Source organism: Neotamlana sargassicola (assembly GCF_020523965.1).
Classification (GTDB): domain Bacteria; phylum Bacteroidota; class Bacteroidia; order Flavobacteriales; family Flavobacteriaceae; genus Neotamlana; species Neotamlana sargassicola.
In genome coordinates, this window is record NZ_JAJAPX010000005.1 from 218,191 (window position 1) to 240,384 (window position 22,194).

At 33.9% G+C, this 22,194-nt stretch carries 16 protein-coding genes; 8 read left to right on the forward strand and 8 right to left on the reverse strand.

The window, feature by feature from the left end:
* Window positions 1–28: 28 nt before the first annotated feature.
* The 6 genes from LG651_RS12910 (at window position 29) to LG651_RS12935 (ending at window position 5,593) form a co-directional block, all read left to right on the forward strand.
* A complete protein-coding gene (locus LG651_RS12910; RefSeq protein WP_226696532.1) occupies window positions 29–862 on the forward strand; it encodes a DUF6268 family outer membrane beta-barrel protein in 834 nt (277 codons plus the stop codon).
* 1 nt (window position 863) lies between these two features.
* Window positions 864–2,027 carry a sigma-54-dependent transcriptional regulator gene (locus tag LG651_RS12915; RefSeq protein ID WP_226696533.1) on the forward strand — a complete coding sequence of 388 codons (1,164 nt, stop codon included), beginning with the start codon at window positions 864–866 and terminating at the stop codon, window positions 2,025–2,027.
* Window positions 2,028–2,045: 18 nt separating this feature from the next.
* The gene (locus LG651_RS12920; protein WP_226696534.1) at window positions 2,046–2,903 is read left to right on the forward strand and encodes a PPK2 family polyphosphate kinase; all 858 of its coding nucleotides are present in this window, start codon (window positions 2,046–2,048) and stop codon (window positions 2,901–2,903) included.
* A 253-nt stretch (window positions 2,904–3,156) separates the two neighbouring features.
* Window positions 3,157–4,563, forward strand: coding sequence for a M20/M25/M40 family metallo-hydrolase (locus LG651_RS12925; RefSeq protein ID WP_226696535.1), 1,407 nt, complete (start codon window positions 3,157–3,159; stop codon window positions 4,561–4,563).
* Entirely contained in the window at window positions 4,547–5,131 is a 585-nt protein-coding gene (locus LG651_RS12930) for a hypothetical protein (protein WP_226696536.1), read from the forward strand. Before LG651_RS12925 ends, LG651_RS12930 begins: the two co-directional genes overlap by 17 nt.
* Window positions 5,132–5,272: 141 nt before the next feature.
* Window positions 5,273–5,593: an RNA polymerase sigma factor gene (locus tag LG651_RS12935; RefSeq protein ID WP_226696537.1), complete on the forward strand. Its 321-nt coding sequence runs from the start codon at window positions 5,273–5,275 to the stop codon at window positions 5,591–5,593.
* Window positions 5,594–5,823: 230 nt separating this feature from the next.
* Here the strand turns inward: LG651_RS12935 and LG651_RS12940 are convergent, their stop codons facing one another.
* The 4 genes from LG651_RS12940 to lysA form a co-directional block, all read right to left on the reverse strand.
* Window positions 5,824–7,005 carry a DUF1624 domain-containing protein gene (locus tag LG651_RS12940; RefSeq protein ID WP_226696538.1) on the reverse strand — a complete coding sequence of 394 codons (1,182 nt, stop codon included), beginning with the start codon at window positions 7,003–7,005 and terminating at the stop codon, window positions 5,824–5,826.
* A 150-nt stretch (window positions 7,006–7,155) separates the two neighbouring features.
* The gene (locus tag LG651_RS12945) at window positions 7,156–8,103 is read right to left on the reverse strand and encodes a nuclear transport factor 2 family protein (protein WP_226696539.1); all 948 of its coding nucleotides are present in this window, start codon (window positions 8,101–8,103) and stop codon (window positions 7,156–7,158) included.
* Window positions 8,104–8,643: 540 nt separating this feature from the next.
* Window positions 8,644–9,576 (reverse strand): sterol desaturase family protein, encoded by a 933-nt coding sequence (locus LG651_RS12950; RefSeq protein WP_226696540.1) that lies wholly within the window; start codon window positions 9,574–9,576, stop codon window positions 8,644–8,646.
* A 142-nt stretch (window positions 9,577–9,718) separates the two neighbouring features.
* The gene (lysA, locus tag LG651_RS12955) at window positions 9,719–10,954 is read right to left on the reverse strand and encodes a diaminopimelate decarboxylase (protein ID WP_226696541.1); all 1,236 of its coding nucleotides are present in this window, start codon (window positions 10,952–10,954) and stop codon (window positions 9,719–9,721) included.
* Window positions 10,955–11,141: 187 nt separating this feature from the next.
* Between lysA and sucC the strand changes: the two genes are divergently transcribed.
* Complete coding sequence (gene sucC / locus LG651_RS12960; RefSeq protein ID WP_044633335.1) at window positions 11,142–12,332, forward strand: ADP-forming succinate--CoA ligase subunit beta; 1,191 nt, start codon at window positions 11,142–11,144, stop codon at window positions 12,330–12,332.
* Between the two features lie 39 nt (window positions 12,333–12,371).
* On the opposite strand, the gene LG651_RS12965 is transcribed toward sucC, so the two are convergent.
* Entirely contained in the window at window positions 12,372–12,653 is a 282-nt protein-coding gene (locus LG651_RS12965) for a DUF1456 family protein (protein ID WP_226696542.1), read from the reverse strand.
* A 356-nt stretch (window positions 12,654–13,009) separates the two neighbouring features.
* Between LG651_RS12965 and LG651_RS12970 the strand changes: the two genes are divergently transcribed.
* Window positions 13,010–13,423 (forward strand): TerB family tellurite resistance protein, encoded by a 414-nt coding sequence (locus LG651_RS12970; protein ID WP_226696543.1) that lies wholly within the window; start codon window positions 13,010–13,012, stop codon window positions 13,421–13,423.
* A 96-nt stretch (window positions 13,424–13,519) separates the two neighbouring features.
* On the opposite strand, the gene uvrB is transcribed toward LG651_RS12970, so the two are convergent.
* Genes uvrB through LG651_RS12985 form a run of 3 tightly spaced genes read right to left on the reverse strand, consistent with a single transcriptional unit; the run spans window position 13,520 to window position 22,150 of the window.
* Complete coding sequence (gene uvrB / locus LG651_RS12975) at window positions 13,520–15,523, reverse strand: excinuclease ABC subunit UvrB (RefSeq protein WP_226696544.1); 2,004 nt, start codon at window positions 15,521–15,523, stop codon at window positions 13,520–13,522.
* 26 nt (window positions 15,524–15,549) lie between these two features.
* Window positions 15,550–17,577 carry a T9SS type B sorting domain-containing protein gene (locus tag LG651_RS12980; protein ID WP_226696545.1) on the reverse strand — a complete coding sequence of 676 codons (2,028 nt, stop codon included), beginning with the start codon at window positions 17,575–17,577 and terminating at the stop codon, window positions 15,550–15,552.
* A 46-nt stretch (window positions 17,578–17,623) separates the two neighbouring features.
* Window positions 17,624–22,150: a T9SS type B sorting domain-containing protein gene (locus LG651_RS12985; RefSeq protein ID WP_226696546.1), complete on the reverse strand. Its 4,527-nt coding sequence runs from the start codon at window positions 22,148–22,150 to the stop codon at window positions 17,624–17,626.
* Window positions 22,151–22,194: the final 44 nt, after the last annotated feature.

Sequence of the window (22,194 nt, forward strand, 5' to 3'; positions counted from 1 at the left end):
TTGCGTTCTAATTTTAATATACTTTGCTGTGTTTAAAGTTAATGCGCAACTTACCGATTTATTTAGGTTGGAGTACTCGTTTATTCCAAAATCGAAATCTGAAGATCAATATACAAGGTTACGAGCATTATTTAATTACCCAATAAAAATAAAAGAAAGCGATTATTTAGTTTTTGGGGCAGAGTATAACCGAGTAATATTAAATTTAGAAGATACTTATCCTTTCGAAACTTCGGGGTTAAATACAATTCATATAATTGATTTTAATTTAGGTTACACATTTAAATGGAACGAAAAATGGCGTTTTGGATTTAAAATTAATCCAAGAATAGCTTCTACATTAACTAGAAGTATAACAAACGACGATATTTTTATTAACGGAGGTGTTTATTTTGTAACAGACAGAATGGACGATACAAGTTTAATACACCCTTACCGCTTAGTATTGGGTTTAACCTATAATGCTACCACAGGATTACCATTTCCATTGCCTTTTATTAGTTACACCAGAGAGATAAACCAATATTGGGAATATAATTTAGGGGTTCCAAAATCTAGTTTAAAATACAATATTAACAACAAAAATGTATTATTGTCCTTTGTAGGTCTCGATGGCTACTTAGCACATTTGCAAAGACCAACTATAGTTAATGAGCAAGAGGTAGATCATATATCATTATCCGTAATTGTTGGTGGTGCTGGTTACCAATACTTTTTTACAGAACATATTATGGGATATATGTATTCTGGATATTCTTTTAGGTTAAATAACGTACTCAGAAACGAAAATAGAGAGGAAATTTATAAATTAGACGATAGAAATGCGTTCTACTTAAGAACAGGAATTAAATATAAATTTTAAAATGCCAAAAATATTAGTAATAGAAGATGAAGCAGCAATTCGCCGCGTGTTAGTAAAAATTCTTTCAGAAGAAAACGATACTTACAAAGTAGAAGAAGCCGAAGACGGTCTTGCTGGCATCGATAAAATAAAAAGCGACGATTTCGATTTGGTACTTTGCGATATAAAAATGCCAAAAATGGATGGTGTTGAAGTGCTCGAAGCTACCAAAAAAATAAAACCAGAAATCCCTTTTGTTATGATTTCGGGTCATGGCGATTTAGATACAGCAGTAAATACCATGCGTTTAGGCGCGTTCGATTATATTTCGAAACCACCCGATTTAAACCGTTTATTAAATACAGTACGCAATGCTTTAGATAGAAAGGAATTGGTTGTAGAAAACAAAATTCTTAAGAAAAAAGTAAGCAAGAAATACGAAATGATAGGAGAGAGTCCTGAAATTTCTAAAATAAAAGACATGATCGATAAGGTGGCGCCAACCGATGCTCGGGTATTAGTAACAGGGCCTAACGGTACTGGTAAAGAGTTGGTAGCGCACTGGTTACACCAAAAAAGCGATCGTGCAAAAGGCCCAATGATTGAGGTAAATTGTGCCGCAATTCCATCAGAACTTATAGAAAGCGAATTATTCGGTCATGTTAAAGGCGCTTTTACAAGTGCCAACAAAGATAGAGCTGGTAAGTTTGAAGCAGCCAATGGCGGAACCATTTTTTTAGATGAAATCGGCGATATGAGCCTTTCGGCTCAAGCCAAAGTTTTAAGAGCCTTGCAAGAAAGCCGCATTCAACGTGTAGGTAGCGATAAAGATATTAAAGTAAATGTGCGCGTTGTAGCTGCTACAAATAAAAATCTTAAAAAGGAAATTGAAGATGGTAAATTCCGCGAAGATTTATATCATCGTTTAGCCGTAATTTTAATAAAAGTACCAGCTTTAAACGATAGGCGAGACGATATTCCGTTATTGGTAAAGCACTTTTCGGCTAAAATAGCTTCAGAGCAAGGAACTGCAAAAAAATCATTTTCAGATAAAGCTATAAAATTGCTTCAAGATTACGATTGGACAGGAAATATTCGTGAGTTACGAAACGTCGTAGAACGTTTAATTATTTTAGGCGGCGACGAAGTAAGTGAGCAAGATGTCAAGGCATTTGCCAGTAAATAACACAAAATTTTTATGTAAATGGAACACGATAATTACAAGGTTACTAAACGCATCAATTTAAAAGATTTTGCTTCAAAAGTTGTTATTCCAGATGCCAAGAAAAAACTAAAAAAGGTTCGTAAAGATCTTGGCGAATGGCAAAATACCATGTATGCCCACAACAAATATGCGGTTTTAGTGTGTTTACAAGGCATGGACACCGCAGGAAAAGATAGCTTAATTCGCGAAGTGTTTAAAGAGTTTAATGTTCGTGGCGTAGAGGTGCAAAGTTTTAAAGTACCAACCGATTTAGAGCGCGACCACGATTATCTATGGAGGCATTATATTGCCTTGCCTTCACGGGGTAAATTCGGAATTTTTAACCGCACACACTACGAAAATGTGTTAGTAACACGCGTGCATCCAGAATATATTTTAGGCGAGAATTTGCCCGATGTAAATTCGGTAAACGATGTTAACGATGCTTTTTGGAACAAACGATTCGAGCAAATAAATAATTTCGAAAAGCATATTGCTCAAAACGGCACCATCATTTTCAAATTCTTTTTAAACTTATCAAAAGGAGAGCAAAAAAACCGACTTATTCGTCGCCTAGAAAAGCAGGAAAAAAACTGGAAATTTTCACCAAGCGATTTAAAAGAGCGCAAACTTTGGGATGCTTATCAAGATTGTTATCAGGACGCTATAAATAAAACCTCGAAACCTCATGCGCCTTGGTATGTTGTGCCTGCAGACGATAAACCTTCTGCCCGTTACATAGTGGCAAAAACTATTTACGACGAGCTCATGAAATACACCGATATTGTAGAGCCAGAGCTAGACGACGATATAAAAGAAAACCTCGAAGCTTACAAAAAACAACTTAGTAGCGAGTAGTTTTTGGGCGCTTAAACACGCTTTCCGCTATATCTTTATGTAAAACTTAGGTTTAAAAAATTAAAACCAGTTAGTTAAAACAAAGTTTTGCGTTAAAGCAATTTTCTCTGGTTTAAAATTTTACATAAAGGATGCCGCTACAATCGTTAGCGCAAGTTCGTGTTACACAAACAAACTGTTAACACAATTTTATAGGTAAAGGGGTTTTTAAAATTTCACAGAAATACTATTTTTAAAGTCTTAATATGTTACAATGAAAAAAATCACTCTTTTAGCAGCATTATTAGCATCGATTATTGGTTTTTCGCAAACCGCAGACGAGGCCGCATTACGAACTATATTCACACAATCGTTAACTAACGGTAAAAGTTACGATTGGTTAAACCATCTCTCCAACCAAATAGGCAGTCGCTTATCTGGTTCTTTAGGCGCAGAAAAAGCCGTAGCTTATACCAAAGAAGAACTAGAAAAGTTAGGATTAGACAAAGTTTGGTTGCAACCCGTAATGGTTCCGCGCTGGATTCGAGGTGCAAAAGAATTTGCATTTATTGAAAGCGAACCAGGAAAAACAAATAATGTAAATATTTGTGCGTTAGGTGGCTCGGTAGCAACACCTGCTTTGGGCTTAAAAGCACATGTAGTTGAAGTAAAAAACTTCGAAGAATTAGAAGCTTTAGGAAAGGAAAACGTAGAAGGCAAAATTGTATTTTACAACCGCCCAATGGAAGCCGAACTTATACAAACCTTTCAAGCGTATGGCGGTTGTGTTAATCAACGTTACAAAGGAGCGCTAGAAGCTTCAAAATATGGAGCTATTGGTGTAATTGTACGTTCTATGAATTTAAGGCTAGACGATTTACCACACACTGGTAGCATGACTTACGGCGATTTACCAGTAGAGAAACGAATACCTTCTGCAGCTATAAGTACTAACGATGCCGAATTATTAAGCGCAATGCTTAAACTAAATAAGGATATTAAATTTTACTTTAAACAAAGTTGTAAACAGTTGGCCGATGTGCAGTCTTATAATGTTATTGGTGAAATTACAGGAAGTGAATTCCCTAACGAATACATGATTGTTGGCGGGCATTTAGATTCTTGGGATTTAGGCGATGGCTCCCACGACGATGGTGCAGGCGTTGTACAATCCATGGATGTGTTGCGTTTATTAAAAGAATCTGGAATAAAACCAAAACGCAGCATTCGTGTCGTGTTATTTATGAATGAAGAAAACGGATTACGTGGTGGCAAAAAATATGCAGAAGTGGCTAAACAAAAAGGAGAAAATCACATTTTTGCATTAGAAAGCGATGCTGGAGGTTTTACACCTCGAGGGTTTAGTTTCGATTGTACAGATGCGGCATTCGAGCAAGTATTAAGTTGGCAAGCTTTGTTTAAGCCATACTTAATTCACTTTTTTGAAAAGGGTGGAAGTGGTGCCGACGTTGGTCCTTTAAAAACCGAAAGTAATGTATTGTGTGGTTTGCGTCCAGATTCCCAACGATACTTCGATCATCATCATGCAAGTAACGATACTTTCGATGCGATTAACAAACGCGAATTAGAACTTGGTGCTGCCACCATGACAGCATTGGTATATTTATTCGACAAATACGGGGTAAACCCAATAACTAAAACCAGTGAAATTAAGAAATAAACGAATTTTAATAAAAAAGCAACTCCTTACAGTTGCTTTTTTATTTTTTACATTACATATTTTGGCACAAAGCAATACACAATTACCTTATTACCAAATACCAGAAGCAGCCGAACAATACACTGCTGGCTCAGTAGCTTCACGAATAGTAGACGGTTTAGGATTTAGGTTTTATTGGGCAAGCGAAGGTTTACGCTCCGAAGATTTAAATTACAAAGCTTCAGAAACAGGACGAACAAGTTTAGAAACCATTGAGCATATTTTATCGCTTTCTGTTTTTATTTTAAAAAATATTACTTCTGATGAATTGGTTGATATTAGTAAGCTAAAAACTTACCAAGCTATGCGAAGTCAAGCGCTTCTGAATATAAAAATGGCTTCAGATATTTTAAGAGCTTCTGAAGATCTTTCGGTTTACGATAATGATAGGTTTCCGTTTTGGAATATAATTAATGGCCCAATTGCTGATGCCATGTGGCATTGCGGACAATTAGTTACGTTGCGCCGTGCTTCAGGAAATCCATTTAGCTCTAAAGTGAGTGTTTTTCAAGGAAAAGTAAACGATTAGAAAAGCAATTCATTACAAATTGTAAATAAAAAAGTTTTTTTAGAGGGTTTTTTAGTTTACATCCGTTTCATATTAAACACTGTATTTTTTGTAACATAAAAGTGTTTAAATCAAACTCATATTTGCTTTAATAAAAAATAAATGAATTCAACCAAATCATTCACAAGTCAATCCATTTGTGAAGAATTTACTTTTAATACTACTTTTAATAAACACTCAAAAGCCATATTTAATTTTTTAGTGTTTAATTATCATGATAAACAACTTGCAGAAGATGCTGTGCAAGAGGCCTACATAACACTATGGAAAAACTGTAGTAAAGTGCCTGTAGAAAAGGCAAAATCGTACCTATACACCATAGCAAAAAATAAAATTATTGATGCTTTTAGAAATAAGCAAACTATCCAGAAGCATGCCAATACAAGCGCGAGCAATACTGTTGAGCAAGAAACGATAAACTAAGTCAATTTTTTAAAAATTGTGCCATAGGAGCAAAGTATGCTTTAGGGCGTTAGTTAGAAATATAAAGTTCGGTTATGCTAGTAACCGAACTTTTTTAGTTGTAAACTAATTGATTAGTAACTTAATGAATCGATTCAAATCACAAATTGATGTGTTTGTATGAAAGTGAATTTATTAATATAAAACCTAAAGCATCAATTATTGATTTTACTTCAGGAAAGGCGTGATTTCTACAAATAGCTTAGCCACCATTTATCTTTGTTTTTCGCTTTATAAAGCATGTATGTTTTACTCGGAAAATAGAGTAGGGCAATAACACCAACCCAAACGCAATACACCACAAAAAGTGAATACCCGTAATTGGCAAGTTTGGCGTTCATAAATATATCAGCGGTTAATATCATGTTCTGCCAGTTTCCGCCAAAAATAAGCATACCAACAATAGCTAAAACGTGAATTAATAGCACATGCAAAAAGTAGTAAAACAAGGGTACACGACCAAAAACTAAAAAGAAGTCGGTTATTTTATTTTTAACCGATTCTATAGCGTACAAAAATAAAAGCGCAGGTCCTAGCGTAATTAACAAATAACATAAAGATGGCGGGTATTTAGTCACTTTAAAAAACGACATGATGGTTTTTGCAGTAGTATCTTGCACTTCCCAAGGCGCCAAATCGCCATAAACATTGAGTCCGCGAATTATAAAAAACGCAATTATTGAAGCAGTACCAAGTATTAGTAAGTACTTTTTTCTAGTGCTTATGTTAAAATCTTTTTTATATAACTGCCCAAAACAATACCCCAAGCAAATAACGCCCAACCACGGAATAATGGGATACGCGAATGCAAAAAACGTATCGCCTATTTTAAGAAATTGCTGCTGATGTAAAATGTACCATAAAATAGCTTTAAAGCTATGACCTTGCATGGTTATGCCGTCTAAGGCATTATGTCCCACAACTAAAATGCATCCAATAACCAAAATGTATTTTATAGGTAAATAAATGGCGAATGAGAGCAAAATCATGCACAAACCAATAGCCCAAATAACTTGCAGTATAATAAAGCTATAAGTTACATCGAATTTCCAAAGAAAATTATTAACTATAACAGCAAGTATAATTAACCAAAACCCACGCGTTATTAAAAACTTAAATAACTGAGGTTTTGTTTTTTTAGCCCCATATAAATAAGCCGAAGTTCCAGCTAAAAAAATAAAAACAGGGGCACAGTAATGTGTAATAAATCGTGTAAAGAATAAAAAAGGTGTTGTAGTTTCTAAATCTGTTGGATTAGAAAAAAACGAACCATAATGAAAATAATCTCTAACATGGTCTAAAGCCATAATTACCATAACTACCCCTCTTAAAATATCTATTGATTCTATGCGGGTGTGTTTTGCTAAACTCATGTTATAAATTAGTTAGTTTGTAATAATTTGAGATTAAATGTAATAAAAAATGTTCTATTTAATCGATTGTAAACACAAGGCTGTATAAAAGTTAGGTTTTCGGGTTAGATAGGTTTGTTTTTATACAGCCTTTAGTTTTTTATTAAATATTTATTTTGCATAAAGTAAAGCACTGCTGTAATATTCGCTCATGGACGTTATTTTACCATCAGCATCAAATCGATTATTTAAATGCATTAAAAGCTCAATTTTTTTATCGTCGGATTTTCTAATAAGGTTAAATTTCCACCACGATAAAACATCACGACCTTCTCCCATTTCGTATTCTAAATAATCGGGATAACCTACTATATCAATCCCAACTATTGTAAATTTCTTTAAAAAATTTTCCCAATTGGTTTTGGTTTCGGCTTTTGTAAACCATTTATCGTATGGCGCATTTATATCGTAAAATCTAGCATCATCTGTAAAATATGATAAGGATTTATCGAAGTCTTGTTTTTCAAAGGCATAAACCATTTTTCTTACCGTGTTAATGTTATCATGGTGGTTGTAAATAGTACCGTTGGTGCGGTTTACAAAACTATCCCCAATTTCGTCGAAAACACTTTCGTTAAAATATGCTATTTCTGTTTGTATTTTATTGTCCTTATTAACAACAAGTAATCTATGAGAGAACATATCAATTTTTACACCTGTTTTTTTGTGAATGCCACGTATGTCCTCCCAAGTTTGCACCCAAACAACATCTTTGTCGTTATTTTTTTTGTATTCAATGGCATCAGGATAGGCGCCTTCTGTTCGAGTAACTGTAAAGTAATCTAGTGAATTATGCCAAAATAAAACCGATTTTAAAAACGATTCTTTATTTTGTCCTTCAGGATTTGTTGAGGTGTCTAATCCATTGTACGATTTAAAATCGTCAGCCAAATAGCTTGCTACTTTTGCTGTGTCTCCTTTAACGAAAGCTTCAGTCATTTCTTCAACTATTTTTATAGCTGGATGATCAATATAAACCGTTCCGTTTGATTTTTTTTGGGCAACCGAAAGCTGAATACTAAGTATTGCGAATACAAATAATAATGATAGTTTTTTCATCGTAATAGAATTTATGGTTAATAATAGTTTAAAGTTGGTTTTTCTTTTTGAAATGATAACTCAAATAAATTTGTATCATGCAGGTTTAGGTATATTATTACGTGAAACCTATAAAATTTAAATAGGGCAGTAGCTCGTATATTATTGTTTTAAGCATGTTTTTTACATGCTGTTAACTTTGCGTAAATTGTTATTAAAAGTTACAGGGAGGAGTTACTTTTAAAGAAGATATTTTTTGAATCGGATTTTTCTAAATAATCTATTTGGTTTTACTTTCTAATTTTTCCGTTTTGCCAAAATTTACTAAGGTAAACCAAAGGAAAAATGAGAAGCTCTTGTAAAATCTAATTTGGTATTACAGAAAAACTCTAAGTGAATCATAAATGTCTTTTTATAATTATAGCTATTATTAAAAAGACTCAGGGAATTTTTTAAAAATACTAAACATATTGATTATTAGCAAATTAAAGTCGTTTAAACTTAAAATATGTAAGGCAATTTAATATAATAGGCTCTATTAAAAGGTAAATAAAAGGTGTGTTAATTTATTTTTTTTTGCTGCGCTAATAACTTGCGCTGTTGCTTTATGGTAAGTGTACTACCATCGTGACTCCATCCGGGTGCTGCAAAAGCGTACATAAATTTGTGATACCAGTTTTTAGACTTTTTCATGTCGTTCCAGATATCTTTATACTCGTGGGTTAAAATTACTAGTGGGTTGTAGGAGTTTGGCGGATGTGTAACGCCATATTTTATATCGATATTTTCGTCGAGTTCTTTCCAGGTGCCAAATATTTTATCGAAAATATTTAAAAATCCGCCGTGGTTTTTGTCCATGTACTCAAAGTTTTGGGCGTGGTGGACTTGGTGCATGGTATGGGTGTTAAATATTTTTTCTAAAAAACCTAGTTTTGGAATAAATACAGAATGTAATTGAAATTGCCATAAAGATTCAATACCCAAGCACACAATAATCATTTCTGGCGGAAAGCCAACTGCGGGCATCCACATATAGAAGAACGGTTTGTAAAGCACAGTAAACCAACCGTTTCTTACGGCAGTTCCTAAATTAAAATTATCGGAGGAATGGTGTACAATATGTGCGGCCCAAAGTACCCGAACATTATGATTTTGACGATGAAACCAATAATAGCTAAAATCGTCGGCGAGTTGACAAAGCAACCATACATACCAAGCGTACCCAAACGATTCGTAACCCATAATATTGGTACGAACGCCATTAATTTCAGGGTTAAAAACGTTGTAAACAAAATTAAACAGGACTATAGCTGCAATAGTTTTGGTTAGTGGAGCAATAATTGCAGAGCCAATACCCATGCTTAGGCTTGCAGCTAAATCTTTATAGTTATATAAATCTTTTTTTTCTTTGTGGTGCTTGCTGTAGGATAACTCTAGAAGAATAAGACCAAGAAAACAAGGAACGCCGTAAACCAGCGGGTTTGTAAAATCCATTAAAAATTGTGTTTAGCTCAAAAATAGGATGATTTTATTATTAAACAGACTAAATTTAGATTTATTTTAAATAAAAAAGACCGCTTTTAACGTTAGGACGTATAAAAGCTGTCTTTAATAAATAGATTATATGTTGGCTAGCTTATTTAGCTAATGTTTTTTCTGCTTTTGGTGTAAAATTTACTTCTACTTGATTTCTTGTTAAATCTTCAAAAGTTTCACGCTCTCTAATTAAATGTAATTGGTTGTTATACCAAAGTACCTCGGCTGGTCTAAACCTAGAGTTATAGTTACTCGCCATAGAAAAACAATAAGCACCTGCGTTTTTAAAACATAAAATATCACCTTCGTTAATTTCGTTTATTCTGCGGTTGCTACCAAAGGTATCGGTTTCACAAATATAGCCTACTACGGTATAAAAACGCTCTCTGCCTTCTGGGTTCGAGATATTATTTATATCATGATGCGATCCGTAAAACATAGGGCGTATTAAATGATTTAAACCAGAATCTACCTGTGCAAAAACGGTAGATGTAGTCTGTTTCACAGCGTTTGCTTTTACTAAAAAGTGACCTGCTTCGCTAACTAAAAATTTACCAGGTTCGAAGGCTAAAGTTAAATCTTTACCATATTCTTTACAGAAATCGTTAAATCTTTTTGATAGTTTTTTACCTAACTCTTCAATATTAGTTTCAATGTCGCCTACTTTATAAGGTACTTTAAATCCTGAACCAAAATCTATGAAATCTAGATTTTTAAATTGTTTTGCGGTTTCAAATAAAATTTCACTAGCGTATAAAAATACTTCAATATCTAAAATGTCACTTCCCGTATGCATATGTATACCGTTAATGGTCATTTTAGTATTTTCTACAATACGTAAAATATGAGGTATTTGGTGTATTGAAATACCAAATTTAGAATCGATATGACCTACAGAAATTTTACTGTTTCCACCAGCCATAACATGAGGGTTTATACGAATACAAACCGGTGTTTTCGGGTATTTAGTACCAAATTGCTCTAAAATAGCAAGGTTATCTATATTAATTTTAACTCCAAGTTTTGCTGCTTCTTCAATTTCGCTTAACGAAACGCCATTTGGTGTAAAAATAATTTGTTCTGGTTTAAAACCAGCAGCTAATCCCAATTGTACTTCTTGAATAGAAACGGTATCTATACCAGAACCTAAACTATTTAAAAGCTTTAAAATGGATATGTTTGATAAAGCCTTTACCGCATAACTTATTTTTAAGTGTTTTACACTTTTAAAGGCATTGGTAAGTCTTTTGTATTGAAATTCAATTTTTTCGGCGTCGTAAACATATACAGGACTGCCAAATTCTTCAACAGCTTTTAGTAATTGAGTATTGGTCATAACTTTAATTTTGCGCAAATATATTCCTTTAAGTGGTATTAAAAATAAAAAACATCGAAAATTTTTAAAATTAAACAAAAAGTTAATTATTTAACAAATTAAAATTATAGAATATTTTTAAACATTAAAATTGGGTAAGTAAAGCCTATTATTTACATTTGCTATACTTTAACTATATAATGTCATTATGAATTTACACGAGTATCAAGGAAAAGATATACTAGCAGGTTTTGGCGTGAGAGTACAACGCGGTATTGTAGCCCAAAACGCAGACGAAGCAGTAGAAGCTGCAAAAAAATTAACAGAAGAAACCGGAACAGGTTGGCACGTAATTAAAGCACAAGTACATGCTGGTGGTCGTGGTAAAGGTGGCGGTGTAAAACTTGCTAAAAATTTAGAGGAAGTTAAAACAGTTGCTGGACAAATTATAGGAATGGACTTAGTTACACCTCAAACTTCTGCCGAAGGTAAGCGTGTGCACCAAGTATTAGTTGCCGAAGATGTATATTATCCAGGGGATAGCGAACCAGACGAATTTTACATGTCTGTGTTATTAAATCGTGGTACAGGACGTAACATGATTATGTATTCTACAGAAGGCGGTATGGATATTGAAACTGTTGCCGAAGAAACACCACATTTAATTTTTACTGAAGAAGTAGATCCTGCTGTTGGTTTGTTACCATTTCAAGCAAGACGCGTAGCCTTTAACTTAGGTTTATCTGGTTTAGCATTTAAAGAAATGACTAAATTCGTGATGTCTTTATACACAGCTTACGTAAAGTCTGATTCTTCTTTATTCGAAATTAACCCAGTTTTAAAAACTAGTGATGATAAAATTTTAGCTGTTGATGCTAAAGTAACTATAGATGATAACGCTTTATATCGTCATAAAGATTATGAAGCATTAAGAGATTTACGTGAAGAAAACCCAATTGAAGTTGAAGCTAAAGAAGTAGGATTAAACTACGTAGATTTAGATGGAAATGTTGGTTGTATGGTAAACGGAGCTGGTTTAGCAATGGGAACCATGGATTTAATTAAGCAAGCAGGTGGAGAGCCAGCAAACTTTTTAGATGTTGGTGGTACTGCTGATGCTGCTCGTGTTGAAGCTGCTTTTAAAATTATATTAAAAGATCCTGCGGTAAAAGCTATTTTAATTAACATTTTTGGAGGTATTGTACGTTGCGATCGTGTGGCACAAGGTGTTATTGATGCTTACAAAAACATGGGGAATATTGAAGTGCCAATTATTGTACGTTTACAAGGTACAAATGCAGATATCGCAAAAGAATTAATTGACAATTCTGGATTAGCGGTACTAAGTGCTACAGAATTCCAAGAAGCTGCAGATAAAGTACAAGAAGTTTTATCGTAAAACGTACTTCTTAGTTATATAATAAAATAAAAGAGCAACTTAATTGTTGCTCTTTTTTTGTGGTTTATTTTGAGATTGTGGTTTCGGTTTATCACCTTTTTTAGGCATTGGGCCTCTTAAATGTATAACCAAACCGTTTAAAAAATTTCGTAATATTTGATCGCCACACTCCATGTATTTAGGATGATCTTCACGCCTAAAAAAGGCGCCTAATTCACTTTTAGAAATTCTAAAATCTACCAGAGCAAGTATTTTAACAATATCATCATCTCTTAGCTTTAAAGCAACTCGTAACTTTTTTAATATATCGTTGTTTGTCATAATTTTTTGCGCTGATTTAGCCTATGTATTTCATCGATTTTGTAATTAAGGAATACCGAAATTAGCGTTTTTTAAATTGTATTAACCATTACCAATAATAAAAATCGTAAATAAAAAGCTAATTTTGTTTCTAATAATCTGGTAAACAGATGTTTGTGGTTTTGTTCTGCTGTATTGAAAAAGGTGCTGAAAAGGATGAAAAGCACTTTTTTGGGATGTTAGTTTAAAGCATTGTGATGAACTTAATAATAATAACGATTAACTACAATGTGGTTTTCGATAAGATACCAGTTATGAAGGATTAATTTTTATTCTTTCTACTTAAATTTATGATATAATTAATAATCCCCTGAATTATGGTTAACAGATTAGAAAAATTAAGTCTTTTATCAGAAATGATAGCTTTTGCTCAGCACGATAAAGACATACAAAATATAGAATATAATTTTTTGCTTGGAGTAGCAAAACAATTAGGGATATCAAGAGAGGATTTTGATTATTTAATTGAATATCCTATTAATTATACTCATTTAAAATCGCATAGCGAGCGCATTGTGCAATTTCATAGATTAGTTTTATTAATGAATATTGAGCAGGAGCACAGCGATATTGAAAATAATAAAAGTGTAGCAAAGCTTTATAACTTTGGGTTACGCATGGGCTTAAGCCATGAATCTATAACTAAGGTTTTGTATTTAATGGATAGTTTTCCAAATAAAATAGTACCACCAGATGTATTAATAGATATATTTAAAACGCAATATAACTAACCAGAGAAGTGCGTTGTCTCTCACTTATATCTTATTAAAAGTTAAATTTAAGTGTTAATTAAATTTAGCGACAATTAAAATTGAAAAGCTAAGGGTTTATACCTTTAGCTTTTCTAGTTTATCTTGGTATGCTTTTATTTCGTCGCGCAATTTGGCAGCTACCATAAAATCTAGTGCCTTTGCGGCTTCTTCCATAGCTTTGCGCTTTTCTTTAATTTTCTTTTCAAGCTGTGGTTTACTTAAATATTCACTTTCGGGTTCGGCAGCTTTTGCTGCTTCTAATTCGTAATGATAAGTACTAACCGAATTTTTAGTAAGTGCATTATCTAAACTTTTATTTAAAGCTTTGGGTTTTAAGTTATGCTTAGTGTTATAATTTATTTGCTTTTCACGACGGTAATTGGTTTCATCAATGGTTTGTTGCATGCTTTTAGTAATTTTATCGGCATACATTATGGCTTTACCATTTAGGTTTCTTGCGGCGCGACCAACTGTTTGAGTAAGCGATCGCGTAGAACGTAAAAAACCTTCTTTATCGGCATCTAAAATGGCAACTAATGATACTTCAGGTAAATCTAAGCCTTCACGAAGTAGATTTACACCCACTAAAACATCAAACAAACCTTTACGCAAATCTTGCATAATTTCTACGCGCTCCAAGGTGTCTACATCACTATGAATATAGCGACAACGAATTTGAATTCTATCTAAATACTTAGTCAATTCTTCTGCCATACGTTTCGTAAGTGTGGTGACTAAAGTACGTTCGTCTTTTTCTACACGGACTTGTATTTCTTCAATTAAATCGTCTATTTGATTTAAACTAGGTCGCACTTCAATAATGGGATCTAATAAACCAGTTGGTCTAATAATTTGTTCTACGTAAACCCCATCGGTTTTTTGTAATTCATAATCTGCTGGGGTAGCACTTACATAAATAACTTGGTTTTGTAAAGCTTCAAACTCTTCAAATTTTAATGGACGGTTATCCATGGCCGCAGGTAACCTAAAACCATATTCTACTAAGTTTTCTTTTCTGCTTCGGTCACCGCCATACATGGCATGTACTTGCGAAATAGTAACATGACTTTCGTCTACAACCATTAAATAATCATCTGGAAAATAATCTAGTAAGCAGAAAGGGCGTGTTCCTGGTTGTCTGCCATCAAGGTAGCGCGAATAATTTTCTATACCAGAGCAATACCCAAGTTCTCGAATCATTTCTAAATCGAATTCGGTGCGTTCTTTTAGGCGCTTAGCTTCAAGGTGTTTACCAATCTCTTTAAAATAATCGTGTTGCTTAACTAAATCGTCTTGTATATCTTTAATGGCATTTTGTAACACATCGGGAGAGGTTACAAACATGTTAGCAGGATATATATTTAAGCGATCGTATTTTTCAATAACCTCGTTAGTTTGTATGTTAAAGGCTTCAATCTCTTCAATTTCATCACCAAAAAAATGAATACGAAAAGCATCATCAGCATAACTCGGGAAAATATCTACAGTGTCACCTTTTATTCTGAAGTTTCCGTGGTTAAACTCTGCTTCGGTTCTCGAGTATAAACTTTGTACAAGTTTATGAAGTAATTCGGTTCTTGAAATTTCTTGATCCCGCTTTAGGGTAATAACGTTTTTTTGAAATTCAATAGGGTTACCAATACCATATAAACAGGATACTGATGCTACAACCAAAACATCTCGCCTTCCAGAAAGTAACGATGATGTGGTGCTAAGTCGCATTTTTTCAATTTCTTCGTTTATTGATAAATCTTTTTCTATATAAACGCCAGAAACAGGAATATAAGCTTCGGGTTGATAATAATCGTAGTACGATACGAAATACTCTACTGCATTATTTGGAAAAAACTGCTTAAACTCAGAATATAACTGTGCAGCAAGGGTTTTGTTATGCGCTAAAACTAGAGTAGGACGTTGTACGTCTTGTATAACGTTAGCTACGGTAAAGGTTTTACCAGAACCTGTAACACCAAGAAGTGTTTGAAATTTTTCGTCTTGATTTATGCCATTAACTAATTGCTTTATGGCTTGTGGCTGATCTCCTGTTGGGCTAAACTCTGATTCTATCTTAAATTGCATATTGCAAAATTAAGTAAAATAAGTGTTTAATGTTTTAAACTAAAGTGTCCTTTATAGGTTTTACCATCGGGAAGTTGTAAATAAAACCAATAATCGTCGTTTGGTAAAATTTGGCCTTGATATAAACCATCCCATCCTTCAATTAGGGGATTTATTTGTTTTAGAAGTTTGCCGTAACGATTAAATATTTGAACATAAATATTAGCGTTTATTTCGGTTGATAGCCCAATAACATTCCAAGTATCGTTAATACCATCGTTATTAGGTGTGAAAAAATTTGGGAAGCCAAATACAGAAACCTCTGTTTCTATAGATTCACAACCATTGGTGTCGTAAATAGAAATAGTATGTAAACCCGCTTGTACATTTGTAAAGGTATTGTTTTGCTGTGGCGGAGCATTATTTAAAACGTATTCGTAATTGCCAGCTCCAGATACTACAACACTAATGGTATTGTTTGTAGAACCTTCGGTAAAAATAATATCTTCAATTACGGCAGCGCTTGATGTATTTACAGTAATACTATTACTGGCAGAACAACCATTTAAAAAAGTAGCTATTACTGTATAAGTTCCGGCTTCATTAATTTGAATGGAAGCGGTGCTTTGCGAAATTTCGGTGTTATTTAAAAACCATTGGTAACTTGTCGTATTATCATCTGCATTGATAATGCCAGAATCAATAGTTATGGTGTCAGGATAAGTATTTACACAATAGGTATACGTTTCCGTATTTAGAAACTGGGGGACTTCTAAAGCTTGTAGCGTTATTGGAGAAAGCTCATAACAATCGATGTCATTCTTAATTTTTACGTAAATAGTTTGTGAGTTGGCTTGGGTATTTTGATAATTTCCAGAGATTTCATCGGATTCTGTGATATCTGTATAAAAATTAATATTTGGCGGTTCTTGGAAATTAGTTAGAATAGTTGTTTTTAAATCATCTAAATTAAATATCGCATAGCCATCAGAATCATCGTCACAAACCGATAAGTTGAGATTGTTTATGGTAAAAGGGGTAAAATATTCTATAGTAATTTCGCCGTAAGAAGTACATTGGCCTTGTAATTCAACTTCAACATTATAAGTGCCAGCTTCTTCAACGGTAAATGTTTCATCGATAGCTCCAATAATTTCAGCGCCATCTTTAAACCATTTGTAAGTGTTATTACCAAGTTGGGAGGCATCTAGTGTTAACGTTTCGTTTTCGCAAAGCGGGTTGTTGGTGTCTATTAATCTATCTTCTCCTAGGTCTGTACTTAATTTAAAACTACCAGCTTCTAAAAACACAGCAGAATCGTACCTATAGTTTTGTTCATCGGCAATTACAAGTTTAACATGGTAAGTTTCATTGGGAATAGTATTCGCTATGGCTGTAAGTACAGCAGTTTGACCATTAAAATTTATAGGGGCAGAGGCGTCGTTCCAGCTACCAAAATAACTCTCGTTTTGTGCACTGCAAGAGTTTGGTATTTCTGGATGAACGGTAGTTACTTTTACAGGAGTTTGTGTGTTTGGTACTAGAGCAATATTCGTAAAATAGGTAGCGTTTTTTTCTTTTATTAGAAACCCAAATAAATCGGAATATTGACAAGTACTGCTATTATTTTCTTGGTATTCTTCTGAAGCAAAAACGTAATTAAAACTAATTTGTGAGGCAACAGATTTAAATTCGAACTCAATAATAGTAGCGTTTAATGTATTGGTTTCGTTTAAAATAGTTTCTAAGTCACTGTCTCCAGTCCAATTTGTAGCATCGTCGTCGCTTAGCGAAGTATTAGGGCCTTGAACATTTGTTAATTTTCCAGTGCTTAAAACAATACCATTTGCAAAAGGAAATGAGGAGTTGTTGGCATCGAAGTAGCCAAAGCTTTGGTCTGTGCCACCAAAATTTCCGCCTACAACATTAGTTACCACAACATCTGTAATACAATTGCTGTCTATTAAAATATCTTCAATAAGTTGTTGTGCGGTGTAAGTAGCACTGTCTACTTGAACATTTTGCGCAAAAGAAAAAGCGCTTGTAAAAAGGATGCTAAATAAAAGATGTTTCATGTTAATTTAAAACGCTTGGGTAAATATAAGCACTTAGATATTATGTTTAGCGTTTTAAGGTGAAGTGGCCATTGAACGTTCTACCATCGTTTAAACTTATTTTATACCAATAGTCTCCCGTAGGCATGAGTATTCCTCTAGATGTGCCATCCCACCCTTCGTTTAAAGAAGAGGCTTGTTTTAGTAATTTACCATATCTGTCGAAAATAAAAATGGTTTTAATATCTGTAGAGTTATTTAAACCTATAATTTGCCATGTATCGTTATAACCATCATTATTTGGGGTGAAAAATTTCATAATTCCCATAACGGAAAGTTCTAAACTTGTTTGTCCGCACCCTTTTTTGTCATTAACATAAAGGGTATAAAGCCCGGGAGTAACATTGTAGAATTCAGGACTATCTTGGTATACAACATTTAAGCTTCCTGTTTCTGCCAAAGCGAATTCGTAATCTCCTAAACCTAAATTTGAAGTATTTACGGATACGCTATTATTGTTTTTGGTAAAATCTACAATAGTAATATCGCTATCTGAAAGTGTGGCGAGTTCTGAAGCATTTACAAAAACTTCTTTAGTTTCAGAGCAATTGGTTCCATTAGTAGTTGTAAGCGTAACAAAATATGTTCCGGGTTCTGATACGGTTAATGTTGAAGTGGTTTCGCTTAAAAGTTGATATGAAATACTGCCATCTAAACTAGTAAAATGCCATTCATAGTTGTAGGTATTGTTAGTATTAGCTTCATCAGGATCTAAAACAACTGTAAAATCCGGATTAGAACTGCAAACAATTTGGTTTTCTACAATACTAAAATCTGGTAAAGCTTCAACTATTAAAAGGTTATTTAGTTCTTTTAGCCCCAAGCAATTATTACCTAAATCACTTTTAACACGTACCCAAATACTTTGGGTGTTAGGCGAATTACTGTTGGTGTGGTTTGAAATATCAATAATTTCATTGGTTTCTAAAGTTGCATCTTCTTCCGATTCGTAAAAGTGAGTTGTTACGTTTAAATTGGAGAAAATAGCATTCTCAATATCATCTTTTACTGAAGAAAAATTAAAAGTTGCAATACCATCGTAGTTATCTGTGCCATCATCGCATTGGTAAATGGAGTCTGGATTATATGCGCTTAAAGCGGCGCTCGATGGACTAACAACGATTGATAACGCTACGGCACGATAACAGCCGTTTGCATTTTCAACGCGTATCCAAATAGTTTCAGGAGTAAAACCTAATGAATCTTGATAGTTTTCTGGTGTAGAAATAGCATTTGTATTGTCTTGAGCATCGGTTTCGGTTTCAAAATATGAAAATGATAAGCCCTCGGAAATATAATTAGGATTAATGTCTTCTTTTATACTATTTAAGGTTAAGTTAAAAAAGGCTTGACCGTCGTTTGATGCATCATCGCATTGCGTATATGTACTTGGAGTATTCGTGGTTGGTAAAGCATTAATAAATAAAGTAGCTTCGTTTGAATATAAACCACAAGTGTTACCCGACCTATTTAACAAAACTCTAAACTTATAATTGTTGAAACTATTAGGTACGTTATTTACGGTTAAATTTTGGGTTGTTGATCCAGAAAAATTAATATTGTCTGTTAGGGTTTGCCAAGTAGAGCCATCGGTACTCAATTCCCATTGATAGTTTTCTGCATCTGGCGAGCTAACACTAAACATTCCAGAACTTAGCTCACATACTGTTAAATCTTCAGGTTGGGTTGTTATACTTATAGGCGCATAGTTTAAATAATTGCTGTCTGGTAGGGTATAACCATCAACCGCATTTGTAACAAGTCCGTTAGCATCAACGGTAACCGTATTGTTTCCTACATAAGTATCTAAATTTTCGTCGGTAAAACTGGCTTCAATAACATCGCTACAGCCATCACCATCGCTATCGTAATCTATGTAAGAGAATACAAGATCGTTATCTAAATCGTTTAAAACATAGCCTAGGGTGTTGCTGTCTGACGAAGTTTCGGCAGCGTCTGTCCAACCGTTTGTTCCGTAATTTGGACCGTCTTCAATGCCATCTAAATTGGTATCGGATAATATTCCTAATTGGCCGGTTTCAATTAAATCGTAAATACCGTCGTTATCGCTATCTAAATCATAAAAATCGTAAACGCCATCGTTGTCAGTATCAATTGGTATTGTATAGCCATCATAAACATCATCTAAACCATTAAAATCATTATCAATTCCCGTAAGTTCAATTATTTGTCCAGAGCCTTCAATGGTATCTGGTATGCCATCGTTGTCGCTATCAAGGTCTAGTTCATCTTTTAAACCATCGTTATCTGAATCTTTTTTAAAACAGGTTAATGAAATATTTCCAGAAAAGGTTGATGGCGTTACTTGATCTGACAGATAATGAAAAAACGAAAAGCTATCTATGGAATTAGCTAAAAACTGATAAGGTGTGCTTCCGTTTGAAGCTGTATTTATTTTAAAATGAATTTCAGAACCCGATATTTGAGTAATACCAGTTTCAAAAACACCGTCAAAATTTGAATCAACTAAAAGTTTATCATCAGGATCTACAAGTGTAATGTTTTTGTTTGAAGGGGTTATTTTCACTACAAAGTATTCATTGTTATTTACTGCAGAGCTAATAGTCGCTTCGGTAAACTTAATATTAACCGCTTCGGTAAAATTTAAAGTGTATTCGCTTTGCGCTGAGGTGTCATTTCCTAAAACACTAATAAAATCCCCTGAACTATCACCAAATAAGGTGTTTAAACTACCCGAACTACTGGTTTCGGTGTAAGAAGCGCTTGTAATTGATGCATTTGTTGAGTTGTCTTGATAAACCAATTCAGGATTGGTGATATCGCTTAAATTTATAGTAACATCGCCTCTAGATTCGGTGCAGTTTAAAATACCGTCGTTATCATTATCAATATCTAAATTGTCGATAATACCATCGTTATCGATATCATCTGGACATATACTTACGGGTACTTCGGTCGATTCTAAAGTTGCTCCGGTACATGTAATTGTACCAATTAATTTATATTTACCTGGAATTGTTGGTGTTATTGAGGGCACATTTGTGCTTATTAATTGGTAACCGGAACCATCATCGAAATACCATTCGTAGGTGTCGAAACTATTAGCATTAGCAGCTTCTAAAGTAATGTTAGGTATGCAGTTGCCTAAAGCAGAAAATTGAGTGTCGAAACTAATTTCTGGGGCTGTTGGAAATCCTGAATAATAACCGCCAGAAGTTGCCGAACCATTAACGTTAAAATAAGCCACGTATAACTCATCATCGCCTTGTACAGAAACATTATTTGTTAAGCCTGTAATTTTGTAGGTAACGTAATCGTTATTCCCAGAAACGGTACTTGGGCCAATAACATTATAATTTGAAAGTGCTAAATTATTTATGGTAATGTTTGCGCCTGCTTTTGTTACAATTGAAACGCCTCCATCGTAAGTGGTGTTTCCAATATTATCGATATCGGCTATATTATCAATATTTCCTTTAGTTTCACAACTTAGCGGAGGAACAAAAAATAAACCTTGATTGGCTTCACTACTCGAACCTATACCTTGATACGCAAAAACATTTTCAGATGTTTCTACATACATGTTGCCAAATGTATTATAATTATCACCTTCTATAACATAATATTCTCCGGCATTTATTGTCGCTATTGGTGCATTTCCATTAATGCTAATGGATGTATTATTAGTATGAGCAACAATTAACACATTTTCCCAGTCGTTATTGCCATCGCCTTTAACAAATATATATTCATTGCCAATTTTTGATAATCCAGCGATTTGATCTAACCCATAATCTCTACCAGTGCCATCACCAAAACTTCCGTTTGCAGAACCACAGTTTACAACAATCGGCTTCGTTGATGAAACCAAACAACCTATTAGGCCATCGGTTAAATTATTAGATATGTTTTCTTCTAGGTTCGCTGCAATAGTGTAGCTTTCTCCTTTATTTAAAGTAACAGAAAAAGGAAAACCACCTGTATAATTTTTTAAAATAAGATTATTAGGTATATCGCTAAAAGTTACCACAGTATTATCTTCGGTTGCCATGGCAGAAGCAAAACTTAAGTAATTATCCTGCGGATTTTCACTTGTAAACATACCTATTCTAAAAGTAGTATCTAAAGCAGATAAACCTTTGCTAACTAGGGCACCAGCTTGGGCGCTACTGCCAGCTTCCATTCTTATAGATACATAAACGGGAGCATCCGCTTCTATAATGTAACCTTTGTCTCCCATTATTGTTGAGGTCGTATTGGAGTTAACAAATAACTGGCCATTACCTGTGCCTAAATATTGAATAAGCGGTGTAGCGTTATCTACAAAACCTGTAACGTAATTAGTGGCTGGTTGTCCAACTGGTATAATGGTATACGGTACCGGTGTATTGGACGGCGTAGATATATAAAGATATTGATTTTCTGGATTGGCATTTCCAAGTGCAGAACTTGTTAGTGGAGGAATATAGTGTGTAGTGCTTAATTGTGCATAACCTTTAATGGAAAATACAACTAAAAGTACTAGAAACAATAAACGATGGTTAAGCTGCATTAATGGAATTTATTAAAACCTTTATAGAAACAAATTATGCATTA